This is a genomic window from Azospirillum agricola (assembly GCF_020005195.1).
Classification (GTDB): Bacteria; Pseudomonadota; Alphaproteobacteria; order Azospirillales; family Azospirillaceae; genus Azospirillum; species Azospirillum agricola.
Genome location: NZ_JAIFZR010000007.1, coordinates 372,161 through 392,559 on the forward strand (window position 1 = coordinate 372,161; position 20,399 = coordinate 392,559).

The 20,399-nt window shown below is 69.2% G+C and carries 21 protein-coding genes; 9 read left to right on the forward strand and 12 right to left on the reverse strand.

What is annotated here, in order from left to right:
* Positions 1 to 48: 48 nt before the first annotated feature.
* The 5 genes from JN22_RS31520 to JN22_RS31540 all read right to left on the reverse strand — a co-directional run bounded on the left by JN22_RS31520 (position 49) and on the right by JN22_RS31540 (position 4,710).
* Positions 49 to 414, reverse strand: a complete 366-nt coding sequence (locus tag JN22_RS31520; RefSeq protein WP_085557851.1) for a response regulator — start codon at positions 412 to 414, stop codon at positions 49 to 51.
* Positions 415 to 457: 43 nt separating this feature from the next.
* Positions 458 to 712: an STAS domain-containing protein gene (locus JN22_RS31525; protein WP_085557852.1), complete on the reverse strand. Its 255-nt coding sequence runs from the start codon at positions 710 to 712 to the stop codon at positions 458 to 460.
* A 232-nt stretch (positions 713 to 944) separates the two neighbouring features.
* Positions 945 to 1,151 carry a hypothetical protein gene (locus JN22_RS31530; RefSeq protein WP_085557853.1) on the reverse strand — a complete coding sequence of 69 codons (207 nt, stop codon included), beginning with the start codon at positions 1,149 to 1,151 and terminating at the stop codon, positions 945 to 947.
* Between the two features lie 13 nt (positions 1,152 to 1,164).
* A complete protein-coding gene (locus JN22_RS31535) occupies positions 1,165 to 1,359 on the reverse strand; it encodes a hypothetical protein (protein ID WP_085557854.1) in 195 nt (64 codons plus the stop codon).
* A 318-nt stretch (positions 1,360 to 1,677) separates the two neighbouring features.
* Positions 1,678 to 4,710, reverse strand: coding sequence for a PAS domain-containing protein (locus JN22_RS31540; protein WP_223677998.1), 3,033 nt, complete (start codon positions 4,708 to 4,710; stop codon positions 1,678 to 1,680).
* A gap of 459 nt (positions 4,711 to 5,169) precedes the next feature.
* Here JN22_RS31540 and JN22_RS31545 point away from each other — a divergent pair, with 459 nt between their 5' ends.
* Entirely contained in the window at positions 5,170 to 6,894 is a 1,725-nt protein-coding gene (locus tag JN22_RS31545) for a uracil-xanthine permease family protein (RefSeq protein WP_085557856.1), read from the forward strand.
* Positions 6,895 to 6,991: 97 nt separating this feature from the next.
* Positions 6,992 to 7,684: a ChrR family anti-sigma-E factor gene (locus JN22_RS31550; protein WP_085557857.1), complete on the forward strand. Its 693-nt coding sequence runs from the start codon at positions 6,992 to 6,994 to the stop codon at positions 7,682 to 7,684.
* A gap of 24 nt (positions 7,685 to 7,708) precedes the next feature.
* Here JN22_RS31550 and JN22_RS31555 read toward each other — a convergent pair whose 3' ends face one another.
* A complete protein-coding gene (locus JN22_RS31555; RefSeq protein WP_223677999.1) occupies positions 7,709 to 8,116 on the reverse strand; it encodes an acyl-CoA thioesterase in 408 nt (135 codons plus the stop codon).
* A gap of 449 nt (positions 8,117 to 8,565) precedes the next feature.
* Here JN22_RS31555 and JN22_RS31560 point away from each other — a divergent pair, with 449 nt between their 5' ends.
* Together JN22_RS31560 and JN22_RS31565 are read left to right on the forward strand one after the other, a co-directional pair.
* Positions 8,566 to 10,806: a carbohydrate-binding domain-containing protein gene (locus JN22_RS31560; RefSeq protein WP_085557859.1), complete on the forward strand. Its 2,241-nt coding sequence runs from the start codon at positions 8,566 to 8,568 to the stop codon at positions 10,804 to 10,806.
* A 330-nt stretch (positions 10,807 to 11,136) separates the two neighbouring features.
* On the forward strand, positions 11,137 to 11,319 hold the full coding sequence (locus tag JN22_RS31565; protein ID WP_179166325.1) for a hypothetical protein: 183 nt from the start codon (positions 11,137 to 11,139) through the stop codon (positions 11,317 to 11,319).
* Between the two features lie 31 nt (positions 11,320 to 11,350).
* Here JN22_RS31565 and JN22_RS31570 read toward each other — a convergent pair whose 3' ends face one another.
* From JN22_RS31570 to hyi, 5 genes are all read right to left on the reverse strand, one after another.
* A complete protein-coding gene (locus tag JN22_RS31570) occupies positions 11,351 to 11,941 on the reverse strand; it encodes a TetR family transcriptional regulator (protein ID WP_085557860.1) in 591 nt (196 codons plus the stop codon).
* 26 nt (positions 11,942 to 11,967) lie between these two features.
* Entirely contained in the window at positions 11,968 to 12,969 is a 1,002-nt protein-coding gene (locus JN22_RS31575) for an aldo/keto reductase (protein ID WP_085558020.1), read from the reverse strand.
* 87 nt (positions 12,970 to 13,056) lie between these two features.
* Entirely contained in the window at positions 13,057 to 14,361 is a 1,305-nt protein-coding gene (locus JN22_RS31580; RefSeq protein WP_085557861.1) for a glycerate kinase type-2 family protein, read from the reverse strand.
* Between the two features lie 155 nt (positions 14,362 to 14,516).
* Positions 14,517 to 15,401, reverse strand: a complete 885-nt coding sequence (gene glxR / locus JN22_RS31585; RefSeq protein WP_085557862.1) for a 2-hydroxy-3-oxopropionate reductase — start codon at positions 15,399 to 15,401, stop codon at positions 14,517 to 14,519.
* A 58-nt stretch (positions 15,402 to 15,459) separates the two neighbouring features.
* Complete coding sequence (gene hyi / locus JN22_RS31590; protein ID WP_085557863.1) at positions 15,460 to 16,239, reverse strand: hydroxypyruvate isomerase; 780 nt, start codon at positions 16,237 to 16,239, stop codon at positions 15,460 to 15,462.
* Between hyi and JN22_RS31595 the strand changes: the two genes are divergently transcribed.
* From JN22_RS31595 to JN22_RS31615, 5 genes are all read left to right on the forward strand, one after another.
* Positions 16,238 to 16,495, forward strand: a complete 258-nt coding sequence (locus tag JN22_RS31595; RefSeq protein WP_143268956.1) for a hypothetical protein — start codon at positions 16,238 to 16,240, stop codon at positions 16,493 to 16,495. The genes hyi and JN22_RS31595 overlap by 2 nt on opposite strands.
* Positions 16,496 to 16,570: 75 nt before the next feature.
* Entirely contained in the window at positions 16,571 to 16,873 is a 303-nt protein-coding gene (locus JN22_RS31600) for a cytochrome c family protein (RefSeq protein ID WP_211099722.1), read from the forward strand.
* A 266-nt stretch (positions 16,874 to 17,139) separates the two neighbouring features.
* Positions 17,140 to 19,218: an NADPH-dependent 2,4-dienoyl-CoA reductase gene (locus JN22_RS31605; protein ID WP_085557864.1), complete on the forward strand. Its 2,079-nt coding sequence runs from the start codon at positions 17,140 to 17,142 to the stop codon at positions 19,216 to 19,218.
* An 84-nt stretch (positions 19,219 to 19,302) separates the two neighbouring features.
* Positions 19,303 to 19,707 (forward strand): hypothetical protein, encoded by a 405-nt coding sequence (locus tag JN22_RS31610; RefSeq protein WP_085557865.1) that lies wholly within the window; start codon positions 19,303 to 19,305, stop codon positions 19,705 to 19,707.
* On the forward strand, positions 19,704 to 19,919 hold the full coding sequence (locus JN22_RS31615; protein ID WP_085557866.1) for a helix-turn-helix transcriptional regulator: 216 nt from the start codon (positions 19,704 to 19,706) through the stop codon (positions 19,917 to 19,919). Before JN22_RS31610 ends, JN22_RS31615 begins: the two co-directional genes overlap by 4 nt.
* Before the next feature lie 9 nt (positions 19,920 to 19,928).
* Here the strand turns inward: JN22_RS31615 and JN22_RS31620 are convergent, their stop codons facing one another.
* A complete protein-coding gene (locus tag JN22_RS31620) occupies positions 19,929 to 20,354 on the reverse strand; it encodes an Lrp/AsnC family transcriptional regulator (protein WP_085557867.1) in 426 nt (141 codons plus the stop codon).
* Positions 20,355 to 20,399: the final 45 nt, after the last annotated feature.

Genomic DNA, 20,399 nt, shown 5'->3' on the forward strand with positions numbered 1-20,399 from the left:
TCCCATGCGGTCGGAAAGGAGGGCGGATGCCGGCGGGAGGCCGGCCGCTCAGGGGCAGACGCGGCGGACGACGTCGAGCAGCTTGTCGGGGGTGAAGGGCTTCACCAGCCAGCCGGTGGCGCCGGCCGCCTTGCCCTCGGCCTTCTTGCCGTCGGCACCCTCGGTGGTCAGGATCAGGATCGGGGTGCGCTGGAAACCGGGCTTCGAGCGGACATGCCGGACGAAGGTCAGCCCGTCCATGTTGGGCATGTTGACGTCGGTGATGATGAGGTCGACCGGGTCGCCGTTGATGCGCTGGAGCGCCTCCACGCCGTCGCCGGCCTCGCGGACCGAGAAGCCGGCGCTGTTCAGCGTCAGGCGCACCATGTCGCGCATCACCTTGGAATCGTCGACCGCGAGAACATTCTTGGCCATGGGGCGCATCCTTTGCGCTAGCGGGTGGAGGAGGGCGGCGGGATCAGGGAAGGGAGACGCCCGCAAGGTCGAGCAGCGACACCAGCGCGGGCGACAGGTCGGAAACCGCCGCCGCGCCGCCGCGGCGTTCGGCGGTCTGCACCGCGCTGAGGATCGCCGCCAGATCCGGCATGCTGAGGAAGTCGATGCCGTCCAGGCTGATGGCCAGCTGCTGGCCGGGAGCGGCGTCGCGGACGGCCTGCGTCAGCCCACCCACCAGATCGTTCGTCGAGCCGAAGAACTGCGAGACAGCGATCATGCGAATATCTCCTCGCCTGACCGTTTTCAAACCATGCTGGACGGGACCGGCGCGTTCGGGGTGCGAGAGCCTGTGTTGGGCCATCCCGGCGGCGGTGACGGTGGGCATCCGTGGTCCCCGCTGACTCGACGATGACGAAGTACAGGACGCATTCCACTCTCGTCGTCGGATAGGTATCCGCCGGAAAAGGGATATCGTGGGATAGTATCCTGGCTCCGGCCGTCGCCTTTTCTCAGTGCTTGAGCGGGATGCATGCCTGTGCATGCGCATCCTGCCCTTCCAGCGCCGTCCGCTCGGCGACAGGCGCGCGGGCCGGACCGTATTCGATGTGCGTGGCGATGGCGTACATGGCCAGACGCCGGCCGCTGGGCTGCTGCTCGGCGATCTCGCGCAGGCGCTGCACCATGTCCAGCAATTCGTTGCGATGTTCTTCGGTCATGACGGGCCCACCTTTAAAAGAGATCGACGCTGCCGGATGCGGCGCCGAGAACCATCGCGACGCCTTGCTGTCCGTCGAGGACCGTGGTCGGCGCGTGCCGGGCCGCGATGCGCGCCAGGCTGAACATGGTCGAGGACACGTCGAGCGGCCGCTTCCGGTTGCTGCCGATCATCCGTGGCCGTGCGGGCCCGATGGTGATGGTGAACATGGTCGCCTCCCGTGCTTGGATGGACGTTTCGCGTCTCAAGCCAAAGCGGGGCCGTGGCCGGACCGGGGTCGGGCAAGAGCTGGGCGTTGATTTGAGAAGGGGCCGGGACGCCGGGGCGAGGCATCGCAGTGAGGTCCGCGCCACCGCCGTCTTGGCTGTGATCCCAATGTACCCCATTCGATTTGGGACTACCGCCTTGGTGAGGGATAGTCCTACTGAGAAAAAGGCTATCCCCGCCTATCCCCACCTATCCTAAGGGCGGAAGGGGGGGCACGAACCGGGCGGCCGGCATGGCTGGCGACGGGGGCGGTCCGCCCCTCACTCCCCGATCAGGCGCTGGACGATGCCGCGGAGCTGGCGCGGCGTGATCGGCTTGTGGACCACGGCCAGCCCCAGGGCGGCGGCCTCGCGCTCGCATTCGGTGCCGATCTCGCCGGTCAGGATGATGCCGGGGATCGGCCGGCCGGCCCGCTCGCGGATTCTCACGATGGCCTCGGTCCCGACCTTGCGGTCGCGCAGCCGATAGTCGGCGACGATGATGTCCGGCGCGCGGCGGATGGATTCCAGCCGTTCGAGCGCCTGGTCCGTCGAGCCGGCCATGACGACGTCGTAGCTCCATTCCTCGAAGATCGTGCGCAGCCCGGTCAGGACGATCACATCGTCGTCGATGACGACGGCCAGCCGGCCGTGCCCCTCGTCCGCCGCCGTGTCCGCCGCCACCGTGCCGGCCGCGATCCTCGCCGCTTCCGCTCCGGCCGGTGCCGCGGGTTCGACGGCGGCGCGCGGCACCTCGATGGAGAAGACCGAGCCCTTTCCAGGCTCCGAGCGCACCAGCACCGGGTGGTTGAGCAGCCGGGACAGGCGCTGGACGATGGCGAGCCCCAGCCCCAGCCCCTGGCTGCGGTCGCGCTCCGGGTTGCCGACCTGATGGAACTCCTCGAACACCTTGGTCTGATGCTCGGCCGAGATGCCGATGCCGCTGTCCTGCACCTTGATGCAGACGCTGTCCCGCACCGTGTCGCACTGGATCCGCACGTGGCCCTGGTCGGTGTAGCGAAGGGCGTTCTCCACGAGGTTGCGCAGCATGCGCCCGAGCAGCAGCGCGTCGCTCCGCACGGTCAGGGCGGCGCAGGCGGTCGAGACCTCGAAGGCCAGCCCCTTGCTGGCGGCGATCGGGGCGTAGGCGGCGGCGATCTCCTCCAGCACGGGGCCGAGCGGCAGGTCGACGATGCGCGGCGCGATCACCCCGGCGTCGAGGCGGGAGACGTCGAGCAGGCTGTCGAGCAGGTTCTTCAGCGTGTCGAGCGCGCGTTCCAGCGAGGTCAGCGGCCCGCGCCCGCGCGCGGCGTCGACATGCGGGTGCAGCGCGCCGGCGAACAGCAGGGCCGATTGCAGCGGCTGGCGCAGGTCGTGGCTGGCTGCGGCGAGGAAGCGCGACTTGGAGACGTTCGCCTCGTCGGCCTTCTCCTTGGCGTCGCGCAGCGATTCCTCCATGGCCTTGCGGGCGGTGAGGTCGATGTTCAGGGCGCTGAAATGGACCGGCCGGCCGCTGCGGTCGCGCTCGACCCGGCCGACGCTCAGGATCCAGCGCGTTCCGTCCTGGGGATGGAGGACGCGGTATTCGATTCCCTGGTCCGGCTCGCCGTCGTCCAGCACCCGGTGGAGGTGCGCCAGAACCGCCTCGCGGTCGGCCGGGTGGACCTGCTCAAGGAAGGTGTCGCGGTTGGGCGTGACGGTGGCCGGGTCGAGGCCGAACAGGCGGTAGTTGTTCTCCGACCAGTTCACCGTGCCGCTGAGCAGGTCGATGTCCCACAGGGCGGCGTTGGCGGCGGAAAGCGCGATGTTCAGGCGGTTCTCGGTCCGTTGCAGGGCCTCCTCCATCGCCTTGCGCTGGGTGACGTCGATGTTGATCCCGCTGAACTGCACCGGCGTGCCGTCCTCGTCGGCGCGGACGCGGCCGATCGACAGCACCCAGCGGACCCGCCCGCCGGGATGCAGGACGCGGTATTCCAGCGTGACGCTCGGCTGGTCCGGCACCGTGGTCCACTCCACGGGTGTGGCGGCGTGGCGGTCGTCGGGGTGGAGGATGCTCCGCCAGCGGTCGGTGGTCGCCGGGTCCGTGTCCGGATCCAGGCCGAAGATGCGGTAGCTCGCCTCCGACCAGTAGCCGCCGTGTGTGCGCAGATCCCAGTCGAAGGTGCCGGCCTGGGCCGATTCCAGGGCCATGCTGAGATGGTCGTTGCTCCTGCGCAGATCCTCCTCGGCCTTGCGGCGGCGGGTGATGTCGAGCAGGTAGAGGGTCAGCCCGTTTTCCGAGGGGAAGGCCCGCATCCAGAACCAGCGGCCGCTGCGCGTGCCCTGGAACTCGACGTCTACGGTCCCCCGATCGGCCATCGCGCGCTGCATCCTCTCCCACAACGGCCCGGCGGCCAGCTCGGGAAAGCCGTCCCGCAGCGACAGGCCGAGCAGGTCCCGGCCGCCGGGGGAGAGCGCCCGCGCCTTGTCGTTGAGGTAGGTGAAGCGCCAGTCGCGGTCGAGCTCGACCACCCCGTCCACCGTGCTCGCCAGCACCGACGCGGTCTTGAGCGCGCTGCGCTGCGCCTGCTCGCGGATGCGCAGGAACCAGCGCAGGCCCCAGGCGGCGCCGATCCCGGCCAGCAGCGACAGCCCGCAGAAGATCAGCAGGGAGCGCAGGGCGGCGATGTCGACCGACCGCATCGCCGCGTCCTTGTCGAGACTCACCTGGAAGTAGAGGCCGCGCAACTTCACCGTCGGTGGCGAATAGGCGATGACCCTCAACGTCCCGTCGCCGCCGCGCTGTTCGACGACTCCTCCGTCGTCGGCCTTCAGCAGGGGCCGAAGCTCGTCCGGCAGGCGCTGGCCGGGCGCCATCGGGGTTGCCGGGACGGCGGCGAGGATTCTGCCGCCGCCGTCGGCGATCAGCACGGTCGCATGGTCGGGCAGGGATTTCTGCGCGAGATACTGTTCCAGCCAGCCGATGTCGAGCAGGACGGTGACGACGCCGGCGCGCTCGCCCCGTGCGTCCTGGTAGGCGAGGGCGAAGGGGATGACCGGCCGGCCGGTGGTGCGCGCCGCGATCGCCTGTCCGGCGACGATGCCGGTGCCGCGCAGGGCCTCCTCCCGGTAGGGCCGGTCGGCGACCGAGATGCCGACGGCCGACGGCGTGGTCGAACACCAGATCAGGTTGTCGCCGTTGCTGATGCTGACCGCCAGATAGCTCGGGTACTGCTCCTTGAGCCGCCGGATCGTCGCGTTGCAGGCCGCCCCGTCCATGCGTCCGATGCCCATCTCGGTCAGGGTGACCAGGATGTTGTGGATGTTTTCAACCAAGTGTTGCTGTTCTGCCTCGATAAGATCAAGAATTCGGCTGGACTCCTCCTGAATTTCCAGCTCACGCGTGTGGCGAAGCTCCGAAATGCTAAGAATTTCGAAGCCCAGGAGCGGGAGAATGACCAGAAGGGGCAAGGCAAGCAGGCGGCGCACCGATTTTTCCGGATGGCCCGCCATGGCGGGTGCTGTCACGCTGGCTCCCCTCACTCGCTCTTATTGTTCGATAATCTTGCCACGAACCATCCGTCAAGGTAACCGCCCGACCGCTTTCGTCCAGTGGGGGCATCCCTTATCGGAGGGGACGAAGACCGGCGGCTCCCCTTTCCGGCGCGGCGGCGGGCCGGACGCCGCGGCTGTGACTGCGATGTGAACGGTTTGTCAACGGGGTGACTGCCAGCTTGGCAGTGGGAAGCGAAGCACCTATCGTGACGGTATAGACCGTTCCGCACAGCGAGCATCATGGCGAAGAGACCGACCGAGCTGACCTATTGGGTCGATGAGAAGCCGCCCGCCCTGGCCCTGGTCCTCCTCTCTCTCCAGCATTTTGCCCTGGTGGCGATCTTCCTGGTGGTGTCGGTGACGATCGCCCGCATGGCCCAGCTCGACGCCGAGGCCGGCAGCCGGCTGGTCAGCCTGACCATGATCGCCGGCGGGGTGGCGACCATCCTGCAATGCCTGGGGCGCGGCGGGCTCGGCTCGGGCTTCATGGTGCCGGCGACGACGACCACGATCCTGTTGCCGCCGGCGGCGCTGGCGCTGGCCAAGGGCGGTTTGCCGCTGCTGTTCGGCATGAGCGCGCTCGCCGGGCTGCTGGTGATGGCGCTGTCGCGGGTCATCCACCGGCTGCGCCCGCTGTTCCCCACCGAGATCGCCGGATTCGTCGTCTTCATGATCGGCCTGACCGTCATGATCCTGGCGGTGCGCCAGCTGATGGGCATGGGCGTCGCCGAGGGCGACTACGCCCGCTACGCGGCGGTCGGCCTGCCGGTGCTGGCGGTGATCGTCGGGCTGAACGTGTGGGGCGGCCGGCGGCTGCGGCTCTACTGCTCGCTGATCGGCGTCGTCTTCGGCTACGCGCTGGGGATGGCCGAGGGCTGGCTGGCGCCGCTCGACCTCAAGCATCTGGAGGAGGCGCCGCTGCTGGCCTTGCCGCAGCCGGGCAGCTTCGGGCTGGCCTTCGACCTGGAGCTGCTGCTGCCCTTCCTGATCACCGCGCTGGCGATGGCGCTCAACTCGGTCGGCGCGGTGACGGCGGCGCAGAAGGCCAACGACGCCGAGTGGAAGCGCCCGGACATGGGCAACATCGGGCGCGGCATCCTGGCCGACGGGCTGTCCAACGTGGTGGCCGGGCTGCTCGGCGGCGTCGGGCAGGCGGCGACCTCGGGCGCGGTCGGGCTGTCGGTGGCGACCGGGGCGACCAGCCGCACCATCGGCCTCGGCGTCGGCATCCTGCTGGTCGCGCTGTCCTTCTCGCCGAAGATCGCCACGGCGCTGCTGATCATGCCGCCGCCGGTGGTGGGTGCGGCGCTGCTGTCGAGCGGCTGCTTCCTGGTGATGAACGGCATCCAGGTCATCAGCTCCCGCATGCTCGATTCGCGGAAGATCTTCGTGCTGGGCATCGCGCTGGCCTTCGGGCTGGCCCGGCTGGTCGATCCGCATTTCTTCGAGACGCTGCCGCACTGGATCCAGCCCTGGGTCGGTTCACCGCTGACCGTCGCCGTCACGCTGGTGATCCTGCTGAACGCGACGCTGCGCATCGGCACCGGCACGCGCAGCCGGGTGCGGCTCGACATCGCCCACCTGTCTCCGGAACAGCTCACCGAGGTGGTGACCGCCCAGGGCCAACTCTGGGCGGCTGAACCGGAGACGGTCTTCCGCGTCCGCTTCGCCTTGCAGGAGGCCTTCGACCTGCTGAGCCAGAACGACATGGTGATGGCGGAGGCGGGCGGCCGCCGGCCGCTGGAGTTGCAGACCCGTTTCGACGAGTTCACCTTCTCGGTCACCCTGACCTACGCCGGCCTGCCGCTGACCATGGAGAGGACCCGCCCGACCGAGGACGAGATCCTGGAGGACGAGGACGGCATGCGGCGGCTGGCCTCCTACATGATCGGCCGGGTCGCCAACCGGATGACGTCCAGCGTGCGCGACGGCCGCTGCGAGGTGGTTCTGACCTTCAACGCCTGAGCCGCGGCGCCCGGTTCGCCGCCGTCGCCGTGCGAAAAGTGGCTTGATCGAAAGGGGGCGGGTGATCCGATCGGGCGTTGGCGGCGTACAGGGGCGCATGTCCGATTCACGCATCCTCTCCACCCGCACCCGGCCGACCCATCACCCGAGCGATGCCTTGCTGGTCGGCTACGGCGCCGGCTGCCTGTGCGAGGGGCTGTCGCTGGCGGTGGCGCTGCATCTCCTCCACTGCCCGGACTGCCGGGCGGCGCTGGCCGCCGTCGACGCGGTCGGCGGCGCGCTCCTGGAGGAGTGCCCGCCCGACCCGCTGGAGCGCCTGACCCTGGCCGACACGCTGGCCTGCCTGGACCGCCTCCCGGAGGCCGCGCCGCCGCCGCGCGCCGGCGGGGCGGGGGAGCGGGCGGCGCCCGGACTACCGTGGCCGCTGCGCCCCTATGTCGCCGGATCGCTGGAGACGGCGCCCTGGCGGCGCCTCGCCCCCGGGGTGGAACGGGTGAGGCTGCTGCGCGGCGCGCGCGGCGGCGCGACGCACCTGCTGCGGGTCACGCCCGGCACGGCGGTGCCCCACCACGGGCACGCCGGGCTGGAATTGACGGTGGTGCTGTCGGGCTCCTTCACCGACGAGCGGGGGCGCTACGCGGCGGGCGACATGGCCGAGGCCGACGGCGACGTGCGGCACCGGCCGGTCGCCGATCCCGATGCCGCCTGCCTGTGCCTGCTCGCCACCGACGCGCCGCTGCGCTTCACCGGCCTGCTCGGCCGGCTGCTGCGGCCCTTCCTCGGGCTGTGATCGGGTGGGTGCCGTGACGGCCTGTCACGCCTCGCAGGCGGCCCGGTAGCGTTCCATCGCGCGGCGGATGTCGTCGGGGATCGGCATCGAGGCGAAATCGTCCAGCGAGGTCGTCACCACCGTCAGGCTTCCGGACAGCCGGACCTGCTTGTCCACCTCGCCGTTGATGCGCAGCTTCAGGGAACTGCGGCCCAGCCGCTCGATCAGCACGCCGAGCGTCAGGGTGTCGCCCATCCGGCTGGGGATGATGAAGTCGCATTCCGCGTGCACGATCGGCAGGCCGAGCCGCCGGTCGAGGATCATGCTGGCGTAGTCGATGTCCAGGCCCTGCGTGAACCAGTCCTCGACCACGCCGTTGAACATGTCGAAGTAGACCGGGAAATAGACGATCCCGGCCGGGTCGCTGTGGGAGAAGCGAATGGGCCGCTGCACCCGGAAACACCCCGCCGGCAGGGGCCGGTGGCCTGGGGGATGGCCCAGGGGGTGATTGGGGCGGCCGGGCCGCTCGCTGACGTCATGCATCTCTCGGTCGATCCCCTTTTTCCGCGAGGCCCCTCACATGGGGGCACCGGGCGCCGCCGTCAAACCGGTCGCGGCGAAACCCAACAATCCGGGAAAAAGACCTTCCGTTCAACGACTTCCTGCAAGATACGGGAAATCCTGACAAAATCGGCCCTCTGCGATGTTGCCGAAATGCTGCATCGCGTCAGGCGGCCCGCCCCGGCCGTGCGCGGGGAAGGCCTATGCGGTACGGCCGATGTCCCTGCTTTGCCACGGTTTTGCACGTTTTCGCGAGAAACATCACACAAAGATCCCGCGCCGCCTGTCCATGCTCCCCGCCACAACGAGTTTTGACGCAACGAGATTTGGGAGATCGACCCATGGCCACCACCGCGACGAAGATCGTCGTCAACGCGCAAGGCCGTGCGGCCGCCGGCACGAACGCACATTTCAAGCTGCTGGTCGACGGCGTCAAGGTGGGCGAAGGCACCGCCGACACCACCGCGAAGACCTTCACCTTCACCGCCACCCTGGCGGCCGACACCGCCCACAAGGTGCAGATCCAGTACGACAACGACGCCGTCATCAACGGCCAGGACCGCAGCCTGACGGTGAACTCGATCACCATCGGCAACAAGACCGTCACCCCGACCGACAGCATCGTCAGCTACGACAAGGGCGCGCTCGACGGGCGCGACGTCGCGGCCGGCCAGAAGGACATGTGGTGGAACGGCACGCTGGTCGTGAACGCCGACAAGAGCTTCTTCCCGGCGACCACCACCACCCCGACGACGCCGACCGCCGGCAAGACCGACACCATCGTCGTCAACGCGCAGGGCACCCCGGCCGGTGGCGTGAACGCCCATTTCAAGGTGCTGGTCGACGGCAAGCCGATCGGCGAGGGCACCGCCGGCACGACGGCCAAGGATTACACCTTCACCACCGACGCGGCCGACAAGGCGGCGCACAAGGTGCAGATCCAGTATGACAACGACGCCGTGATCAACGGCCAGGACCGCAGCCTGACGGTCAACAAGATCACCATCAACGGCCACGCCTACAACCCGACCGACAGCGCGGTGACCTACGACAAGGGGGCGCTGGACGGCAGGGACGTGGTCGCCGGCCAGAAGGGGATGTGGTGGAACGGCACGCTGGTGGTCAACGCCCCGGCCTCCGACTTCCCGGCCCCCGGCACGACGCCCACGACGCCGACCACCCCGACCAACCCGGCGCCGACCGGCCCGGCCTTCTACGTCGCCGCCAACGGCAAGGACAGCTGGTCGGGCAAGCTGGCCGCCCCCAACGCCGACGGCACCGACGGGCCCTTCGCCAGCCTGACCAAGGCGCAGCAGGCCATGCGCGCCGACCCCACCATCGACACCACCTACGTGCGCGGCGGCGACTACACGCTGAAGAACGTGCTCTGGCTCGACGGCCAGGATTCCGGCGTGACCATCGCCGGCTATGGCAACGAGAAGGCGGTGATCCACGGCGGCTCGACGGTGTCGATCGGTCTCGGCGGCGCCAAGAACGTGACCATCGAGGGTCTGAGCTTCACCGGCGGCACGGTGGACGGACACCATGTCTACGCCGACAACGCCGCCGGCCTGACCTTCGCGAACAACAGCGTGACGGGCGGCGGCTACGGCATCACGGTGCAGAACAGCGCCAACAGCCAGGTCGTCAACAACCAGTTCAGCGGCACCGGCGCCGAGGCCATCTTCGTGAAGGCCGGTTCCAACGCCACGATCGTGTCCAACAACCTCATCAAGCACCCGAACGCGGCCGACCGCGGCGACGCCGGCATCTGGATCAACGGCAGCTCCGACGTCAAGGTCACGCACAACCAGATCGAGGATTCGCCGGAGAAGGCCATCGCCGTCGGCTCGGTCGAGACGACGGGCAGCGACGCCACCTACCGGGCGACCATCGCCTTCAACAAGGTGATCGACGCCAACCTGGAATCGAACGACGGCGGCGGCATCTACCTGATCAACCGCCAGCAGACCCTGACCGACCACATCGTCGTCAACAACGACGTGACCGGCACCACGGCGACCAACCCGACAAGCCCGGTGGCGAGCTGGGGCATCTACCTCGATGACTGGACCAGCGGCGCCACGGTGAAGGGCAACTACGTCCACGGCAACATCGGCGGCGTCTTCCTGCATGGCGGCTGGAGCAACAGCGTCACCGACAACCTGATCGCCGGCAACACCGGCGCCCAGATCGGTCTCCAGCAGGACGTCGCCTGGGGCGGCTGGAAGGGCGCGGTGATGTCCAACAACGACATCACCGGCAACCTCATCGACACCTCCAAGGGCGTCGCCGTCCATCTCTACGGCCCGGCCAACATGGGCAGGTTCCACGACAACGACTACACCAGCCTGGACACCAACGCCCGGCTGTTCGAGGCCTGGCCGCAGGTGATGGCGAGCGGCTCCAGCGGCACGCTGAAGAACTGGCAGGCCGCCGGCTACGACAACGGGTCGGGAGTGCTGGACGCGCATTTCGTCAACCCCTCGGCGGGTGACTACACGCTGGCCGCCGATTCGCCGGTCTACCAGCACGGCTTCGACGTGCTGCCCTTCGACCAGATGGGCCTGCTGCACGCCTGATGCCGATGGGGTGGGGCCAGGTTTGCCCACACCCCATCCCTTCCGCCTAAATCCCCCGTCCGGGCTTGACACTATGTCCTCGGCGAAAAGCCGGAGCGGAACCGTTGGGGTGGCGAAGACGTTATTGCTTCGGAACAGCCGCTCGGCCAGACGCCGGGGGCATCTTGAAGTGAAGAGTCACCACCCCAACCTGTAGCATCGGTAATGCCGAACCCGATGTCTGGCGCTTTCCAAAGCAGAATCCGCGCGAATCCGCGCGGGGCTGCCGCCGGATACGGGGACGCTCCGCTGCCGGCCAAGAAAACGGCCAAGAACATTCAAGAGGGAACAATGGATCGTCGTGACACCTGGATGAAGGACCCCGAGCTGAAGGCCGCCTACGAGGCGCTCGGACCGAAGTTCCGGCGCGAGGTCGAACTGGCGCAACAGCGCCGCAGCGAGCGCGGCGCCCACGCCGTGGTCGCCTCCTCGTCCCGCAAGCCGGCGCGCCAGCCGGTCGTCGTCCGTCGTTGATAGGGTCCGCCGTTGAGCGGGCGTTTTTTTTTTAGCCTTTCCGTGTCTCCAGACCCCGCATGACCAGCGCCCACACGCCTTCGAAGGCGGCGGCGATGCCGGGATCGGACCATTCCGCCGCGTGTGCCGGGTTGTGGAAGCGGGCGGTCGCGTCGAGCAGGGCGCGGCCCGTCGCCTGCGGATCCGCCGTCGCGAACACGCCTTGCGCCACGCCGTCGGCGACCATGCGCGCCAGATCGGCGGTCAGGGCGGCGACATGCCCGGCCACCACCTCGCGCGCGTCGGCGGCGAGAGTCATGTAGGTCGCGAACATCTCCGGATCGTCCAGCACCTTGGCGTGCTTGGCGCCGATCAGCGCGTCGAGCCAGCGGCGCAGCCGGGCGGGCGCCGGCCCGTCCTCGGCGGCGATGGCGGCGAGCGGGGCGGAGACGCGGGCGAGCCAGCGCTCGGTCACCGCGTCGCGCAGCGCCGCCTTGCTGGGGAAGTGCCGGTACACGCTGCCGTGGCTGACCCCGAGCGCGCGGGCGACATCGACCACCGTCGCCTTGGCCGGGCCGTAGCGGCGGAGCACCTCCTCCGCCGCCTCCAGGATACGCTCCGCGGTGAGGACCGTCTCAGCCATGGGAGCCCATCCCGGCGCCGTGCCCGTTAGGAGCGGCGCTCGCTGTCGAGCATCGCCATCTGCTGCGGGGCGTAGCGGTCGCCGGCCGCAGCATTGGGCGGAACCGCCCGTTCAATGGCGGCGAGGTCGTCTGCGGACAAATCAACGTCAAGGGCTCCCAGGGCTTCGGCCAGCCGGTCGCGCCGCCGCGCGCCGACCAGCGGCACGATATCCGATCCGCGCGACAGCGCCCAGCCGATCGCGATCTGCGCGACGCTGACCCCCTTCGCCTCGGCCACCGCCCGCAGCGCCTCGACCAGCGCCAGATTGTGGTCGAGATTCTCCCCCTGGAAGCGCGGGCTGTGGCTGCGGAAGTCGCCGGCCGCCCGGCCCTGTTCCCTGGTCCAATGGCCGCTGATGAGCCCGCGCGACAGCACGCCGTAGGCGGTGACGCCGATGCCCAGCTCACGGCAGGCCGGCAGGATCTCGGCCTCGATGCCGCGCGAGACCAGCGCGTATTCGATCTGCAAATCGCAGATCGGATGCACGGCGGCGGCGCGGCGGATGGTGTCCGCCCCAACCTCCGACAGGCCGATGTGGCGGACGTAGCCGGCCTTGACCATGTCGGCGATGGCGCCGACCGTCTCCTCGATGGGCACGTTGGGGTCGAGCCGCGCCGGCCGGTAGACGTCGATGTGGTCGAGCCCCAGCCGGTTCAGCGTGTAGGCCAGCGCCGTCTTCACCGCCGCCGGCCGCGCGTCGTAGCCGAGCCAGTTGCCGGCCGGGTCGCGCTGGGCGCCGAACTTGACGCTGACCTGGAAGCGGTCGCGCGGGACGCCTTTCAGCGCCTCGCCGATCAGCAGCTCGTTGTGGCCCATCCCGTAGAAATCGCCGGTGTCGAGCAGCGTCACCCCGGCGTCGAGCGCCGCGTGGATGGTGGCGATGCCCTCCGCGCGGTCGGACGGGCCGTACATGCCCGACATGCCCATGCAGCCGAGCCCCAGCGCCGATACCCGCGGGCCGGTCTTTCCAAGCGAACGCACGATCATGATCCCCTCCATCGAAACGCGATGGAGGGAGTATTGCTGATCGACTGACAGATTTCAATATCTGTCAGTCGATATTCGTCAAAATCGTCAGGAGACCGGAGGGCCGGCCGCGCGGTCCACCAGGATCACCCGGAAGTCGTTGACGTTGGTGCGGGTCGGGCCGGTGACGATGAGGTCGCCGAGCGCCTGGAAGAAGCCGTAGCCGTCGTTGTTGGCCAGATGCGCCTTGGCGTCGAGGCCGAGCGCGGCGGCGCGGGCCAGCGTGTCCGGGCGCAGCAGGGCGCCGGCGTTGTCCTCCGTCCCGTCGATGCCGTCGGTGTCGAAGGCGGCGGCATGGATGCCGGGATGGCCGTCAAGGGCGACGGCGAGCGCCAGCAGGAACTCGACGTTGCGGCCGCCACGCCCGCTGCCGCGCACGGTGACGGTGGTCTCGCCGCCCGACAGCAGCACGGCGGGAGCGGGGGCGGGCTGGCCGTGGCGGGCGATCTGGCGGGCGATGCCGGCGTGGACCTTGGCGACGTCGCGCGCCTCGCCTTCGAGATCGCCGAGGATGACCGGGGCATAGCCGCGCTCGCGGGCGACCGCCGCCGCCGCGTCGAGCGCGTCCTGCGGGGTGGCGATGATGGTGGTGACGGCGCCGGCCAGACGCGGGTCGCCGGGCTTGGGCGTCTCGTCCGCGCCGCGCTCCAGATGGGCGGCGACGCCGGGCGGCGGGGTGATGCCGTATTTGGCGAGGATGGCGCGGGCGTCGGCGAAGCTGGTCGGGTCGGGCACGGTCGGGCCGCTGGCGATCACCGACGGGTCGTCGCCCGGCACGTCCGACACCAGCAGCGAGACGACGCGCGCCGGGTGGGCGGCGGCGGCGAGCCGGCCGCCCTTGATGGCCGAGAGATGCTTGCGCACGCAGTTCATCTCGGCGATGTCGGCGCCGCTCTTCAGCAGGGCCTTGGCGACGGCGCGCTTGTCGTCGAGCGAGACTCCGGGGGCCGGCAGCGCCAGCAGCGCCGAGCCGCCGCCGGAGATCAGGCAGAGCACCAGATCATCGGCGGTCAGCCCCTGCACCAGGGCGAGGATCCGCTTGGCGGCGTCCTGCCCGGCGGCGTCGGGCACCGGGTGCGAGGCCTGGACGACCTCGATGCGCTCGGTCGGCAGATCGTGGTCGTAGCGGGTGACGACCAGCCCGGTCAGCGGCCCCGGCCAATGATCCTCGACCACCTTGGCCATGGCGGCAGCGGCCTTGCCGGCGCCGATGACGACGGTCCGTCCCTTGGGCGGCTCCGGCAGCGCCGCCGGCAGCCGCGTGTCGGCGACCACGGCGCCGAGTGCCGCCTGGAACAGGGCGTGGAGCAGGGTGTCGGGAGCGGCGGTGTCGGCGGCGGCGTTGGTGGTCATGCGGGCTCGGCCATGGTCATGGGGAGAGGGGCGGGGCGCCTAGAATGCACCGGATGCGGCGGAAGGCCAACGGTTGGTGTGGGGAGCGAAGTTCGGCGAAAAATCCCTCTCCCGGGGCGGGAGAGGGAACCAACCTCGCGGTTCAGGCAAAAGCCTCACACCGCCTTCACCTCGTGGTTCGCCATCAGCTCCAGCGCCTTGAGCAGGCCGGAATGGTCCCACTGCGCGCCGCCCTGCGCGGCGCAGGCGTTGAAGAGCTGCTGGCAGCTCGCGGTGTGCGGCAGCGCCAGGTTCAGCGCCTTGGCGCCGCTGAGCGCCAGATTCAGATCCTTCTGGTGCAGCTCGATGCGGAAGCCGGGGGTGAAGTTGCGGTTGATCATCCGCTCGCCATGCACCTCCAGGATCCGCGACGAGGCGAAGCCGCCCATCAGCGCCTGCCGCACCTTCGCCGGGTCGGCCCCGGCCTTGGACGCGAACAGCAGGGCCTCGGCGACCGCCTCGATGGTCAGCGCGACGATGATCTGGTTGGCGACCTTGGTGGTCTGGCCGTCGCCGTTGCCGCCGACCAGCGTGACGTTCCTGCCCATCTTGTCGAACAGTGGCTTCACCGTGTCGAAGGCCGCCTGCGGGCCGCCGACCATGATGGTCAGCGAGGCCGCCTTGGCGCCGACCTCGCCGCCCGACACCGGGGCGTCGAGATAGTCGCAGCCGAGCGCGTTGATGCGGGCCGCGAACTCCTTGGTCTCGATCGGCGAGATGGAGCTCATGTCCACCACGATCTTGCCGGCGCCGAGGCCCGCCGCGACGCCCTTCTCGCCGAACAGCGCGGCGGCGACGTGCGGGGTGTCCGGGACCATGGTGATGATGACCTCGGACGCCGCCGCGACCTCCGAGCCGCTCGGGCAGGGGATGGCGCCCTTGGCCGTCAGCTCGGCCGCGACCGGCTTGATGTCGTGGACGTAGAGCGTGTGACCGGCGTCCAGCAGATGCCCCGCCATCGGGGTGCCCATGATGCCGAGACCGATGAAACCGACCTTCATGGCCGTGGTCCTTTCTCGCGTGAACAGTGGGGAGATGCGTGCGTGAGGCGTCGGGCCGTCAGGAACGGTAGGGGGCGAACCAGCCGAGCCCCTCGCCGGTCACCGTCTTCGGCTTGTACTCGCAGCCGACCCAGCCGCCGTAGCCGATGGCGTCGAGATGCTTGAAGAGGAAGGGATAGTTGATCTCGCCGGTGCCCGGCTCGTTGCGGCCGGGGTTGTCGGCGAGCTGGACATGGGCGATGCGGGGCAGGTTGGCCTCGATCGTCCGCGCCAGATCGCCCTCCATGATCTGCATGTGGTAGATGTCGTATTGCAGGTAGAGGTTGCCCGACCCGACGCGGTCGATGATGTCGAGGGCCTGCTTGGTCCGCTTCAGGAAAAAGCCGGGGATGTCGCGGGTGTTGATCGGCTCGATCAGCAGCCGGATGCCGGCCCCCGCCAGCGCGTCGGCGGCGTAGGCCAGATTCTCGACGAGCTGGTCGCGCGCCTTGTCGGAGCAGGCGCCGGTCGGCAGGATGCCGGCGAGGCAGTTGATCTGTTTGCAGCCCAGCGTGCCGGCGTAGTCGATGGCCTTGGCCACGCCGTCGCGGAACTCCGCGGCGCGCTCGGGCAGGATGCCGATGCCGCGCTCGCCCGCGCCCCAGTTGCCGGCCGGCAGGTTGTGCAGGACTTGGGTCAGCCCGTGCTGGCGCAGCTTCTCCGCCAGCACGTCGGCCGGGAAGTCGTAGGGGAAGAGATACTCGACGCCACGGAACCCGGCGTCGGCCGCCGCGGCGAATCGGTCGAGGAAGGCGTGCTCGTTGTAGAGCATCGTCAGGTTGGCGGCGAACTGCACCATGGCCGAACTCCCGGTTGCGTCCTGGCCGCCGTCCGGGGATGAGGCGGCCTTTGCAAGGGAGCTTGACCGCCCGGCAGGTCCTGGAGCCAGTTCGGCGAACGGCTTTTTCACGCAGTGGAAAGCAGGCGCGGAAGCCCGGATTTCATCGGAAATTTCGAGGCAGGAGAAAGTTGAAACGAACCCAGATGCGCTGCGATCGCTTGGTCATTATTTTCACGCAACATGGCTCGGCACCGTCAAGGACAGAACACCGTGAGGATTGGGAAAAATTTCATCGTTGCACTGACGATCGTGTTTTGCGTCCCATCAATGTCTTTTGCGGACGGTCGTAATGGAGAGCGAATTTTTTTCGAGCCGCTGCGCGGTATGCCACGGTAAAGACGTCAGAGGAACAGGGCCTCTAGCCAATAAAAGCAATCCTCCAACACCTGATCTTACGACGCCGGAGTTCAGGAGGCGCTTGCGCGATTATCCCGGTGTCATTGTGTCGTCTGTAATACTTCGTCCGAATGGCGATCTGACTCCAAGAACCCTGCGAGAAAACGGTGTGAATTTGCCTGCTTTCGCATGGACCGTTAAGGATTTTCGCGATCTGAATGAGTATATGAGCGACATGATCCTGAAAGCCAAATGACCGCAGGGCGCGGCTGAACCTGGGCGCGCCATTGCTTGGGCCGCCGAGAGACTGATGGCAGGGGACCAAAGACCGCTGCCTTTCCGGCCGCCGGACCTGGCCTCCCGTTCCAAGGCCAGCCTTCGGCGAAAAGGAGGATGCGGCGCTCCAGGGAACCAATGCGGAATGAAATTGACCTTTACGTAAACGTCAATTAGCCTTTGCGCCACCAATCATCCGTGACGCCAGCGCCGCCGCGACGCCCTTTCCGCCGGAGGAGAAGACCCGTGTCCAACGCCAGCCCCTACCCGCATCTGCTCGCCCCCCTCGACCTCGGTTTCACGGTGTTGAGGAACCGGGTTCTGATGGGCTCGATGCACACCGGGCTGGAGGACCGGCGGCGCGACTTTCCCAAGCTCGCCGCCTATTTCGCCGAGCGGGCGCGCGGCGGGGTCGGGCTGATGGTGACCGGTGGCTTCGCCCCGAACGTCGAGGGCTGGCTGTCGCCCTTCGGCTCGACGCTGGCCAGCCGGTCGGCGGCGTCGGCGCACCGGGTGATCACCGACGCGGTGCATGCCGAGGGTGGGAAGATCGCGCTCCAGATCCTCCACGCCGGCCGCTACGGCTACAGCCCGCTGTCGGTGGCGCCGTCGCGCATCAAGTCGCCGATCACCCCCTTCACCCCGCGTGCCCTGACCGGGCGGGGCGTCGAGCGCCAGATCCGCGCCTTCGTCCGTTGCGCCGTGCTGGCGCGCGAGGCCGGCTATGACGGGGTCGAGGTGATGGGGTCGGAGGGCTACCTGATCAACCAGTTCCTCGTCGCCCACACCAACCGGCGGACCGACCGCTGGGGCGGCTCCTATGAGAACCGCATGCGCTTCCCGGTGGAGATCGTCACGCGGATGCGCGAGGCGGTCGGGCCGGACTTCATCATCATCTTCCGCCTGTCGATGCTCGACCTCATCCCCGACGGCAGCGATTGGGCTGAGGTGGTCCAACTCGCCAAGGCGATCGAGGCGGCGGGCGCCACCATCATCAACACCGGCATCGGCTGGCACGAGGCCCGCGTCCCCACCATCGCCACCAGCGTGCCGCGCGGCGCCTTCGCCTGGGTGACGCGGAAGCTGAAGGGGGAGGTGGCGATCCCGCTCTGCACCACCAACCGCATCAACGCGCCCGACGTGGCGGAAGACATTCTCGCCAGCGGCTGCGCCGACATGGTGTCGATGGCCCGCCCGCTGCTGGCCGATCCGGAGTTCGTCAGGAAGGCCGCCGTCGGCCGGCCACAGGCGATCAACACCTGCATCGCCTGCAATCAGGCCTGCCTCGACCATGTCTTCTCGCGCAAGCGGGCGAGCTGCCTCGTCAACCCGCGCGCCTGCCACGAGACCGAGCTGCCCTTCCGCCCGGCGGAAACGCCCAAGCGGTTCGCCGTGGTCGGCGCCGGCCCGGCCGGGCTCGCCTGCGCCACCGAACTGGCGGCGCGCGGCCACGCGGTCGATCTGTTCGACGCCGCGAGCGAGATCGGCGGCCAGTTCAACATGGCCAAGCGCATCCCCGGCAAGGAGGAGTTCCACGAAACCCTGCGCTACTTCCGCCACCGGCTGGAGGAGACCGGCGTGGCGCTGCGTCTCGGCCGCCGGGTCGGGGCGGCTGACCTGATTTCCGGGGAGCTGGCGGGCGGCGGCTACGACGCGGTGGTGCTGGCGACGGGGGTGGTGCCGCGCGACCCGAAGATTCCCGGCCAGTCGCACCCCAAGGTGCTGAGCTACCTCGACGTGCTGCGCGGCGACAAGCCGGTCGGCCGCCGCGTCGCCGTGGTCGGGGCCGGCGGCATCGGCTTCGACGTCTGCGAGTTCCTCGCCCATGGCCAGGGCGATGGGCACAACGGCCCGTCCCCCAGCCTGGACCGCAACCTGTGGCGTCGCGAATGGGGGGTGGGCGATCCGGCCGAGGCGCGCGGCGGCGTTGCCGGTGTCCGCCCTCAGGTGGCTCCGTCCGAACGCGAGATCGTCCTGCTCCAGCGCAAGGCGAGCAAACCCGGCGCCGGGCTCGGCAAAACGACCGGCTGGATCCACCGGGCGGCGCTGAGGATGAAGGGGGTGGAGGCGCTGGCCGGGGTGAATTACGAGCGCATCGACGATGCCGGCCTGACCATCAGCTTCGGCGAAAAGCGCGAGCGCCCCCGTCTGCTGGAGGTCGACAGCATCGTGCTGTGCACCGGGCAGGAGCCGCTGCGCGACCTCAGGGCTCCGCTGGAGGCGGCCGGCGTCCCGGTGCATGTGATCGGCGGCGCCGACGTCGCGGCCGAGCTGGACGCCAAGCGCGCCATCGGCCAGGGGGTGCGGCTGGCGGCGGCGCTCTGACCGCCGGCCCCCTGTAAAGCACGCTTGACAGGCTGGCCCCGTTCGGGAAAAGTAAAGGACGCTTTACACGAACGGAGGAGAGGCATGACCCGGAACGGGACGCTGCGGCGCGGGGCGGTCGAACTGGCCGGGGCGATGCTGCTCTACACGCTGGTGCTGATCGGCTCGCTGACCCTGGTGCAATCGATGCCCGAGGGAGTGGGCCGCACGCTGGTCGCCGTCTCGCCGATGCTGCCCTGCTTGGTGACGGTCTGGGTGATGCTGCGGCAGTTCCGCCGGCTGGACGAGTATCTGCGCCTCAAGATGATGGAGGACATCGTCGTCGCGGCGGCGATCACCGCGCTGGCAACCTTCACATACGGCTTCCTGGAGAACATGGGCTGGCCGCAGATCTCGATGTTCGCCGTCTGGCCTGTCATGGGGACCGCCTGGGCGCTGCGCAGCGTTCTGCGCGGCCTGCTGGAAGCCCGCGAGATGCGGCGCGGATGAGGAATGTCCTGCGCGAGCTGCGCGCCGAAAAGGGCTGGAGCCAGGCGGCGCTGGCCGAGAAGCTCGGCGTCTCCCGCCAGACGGTCAACGCGCTGGAGACCGGGCGCTACGATCCCTCGCTGCCGCTCGCCTTCGGCATCGGCCGGCTGTTCGGCCGTCCGCTGGAGGCGATCTTCTTCGATGAGCCCGAAGAGCGGGGCGGGGACGGCTGAACGGCCTCATCACCGCTCCATCTTGGTCGACAGGAAGATCGACGACATCGTCTTGTCCACCCCCGGCAGCCGGCCGATGGTGTCGAGCGCCGCGTCCATCGCGTCGTGCGTCTCGGTGGCGACGGTGGCGCACAAATCATACTGGCCGCTGATGCTGTGCAGCCGGGTCAGCTCCGGCATCTTGCGCAGGGCGTGGACGACGCGGTCGGCCAGCTTGGCGTTGACGCTGATCATCACCAGGGCCGACACCCCGCGCCGCGGGGCGGGGGCGCCCAGCCGCACCGTGTAGCCGGCGATGATGCCCTGGCGCTCCAGCCGGGCGATGCGGTCCTGCACGGTGGAGCGCGAAAGCCCCAGGGCCCGGCCAAGCGCCGCCGTGCTGGTCCGCGCGTTCAGCGTCAGCAGGTCGAGGAGCTGGCGGTCGAGGTCGTCCATGGGCGGGCCAATCGTCGGAGGGCGCTGGTTGTGTATCCGGGGGCG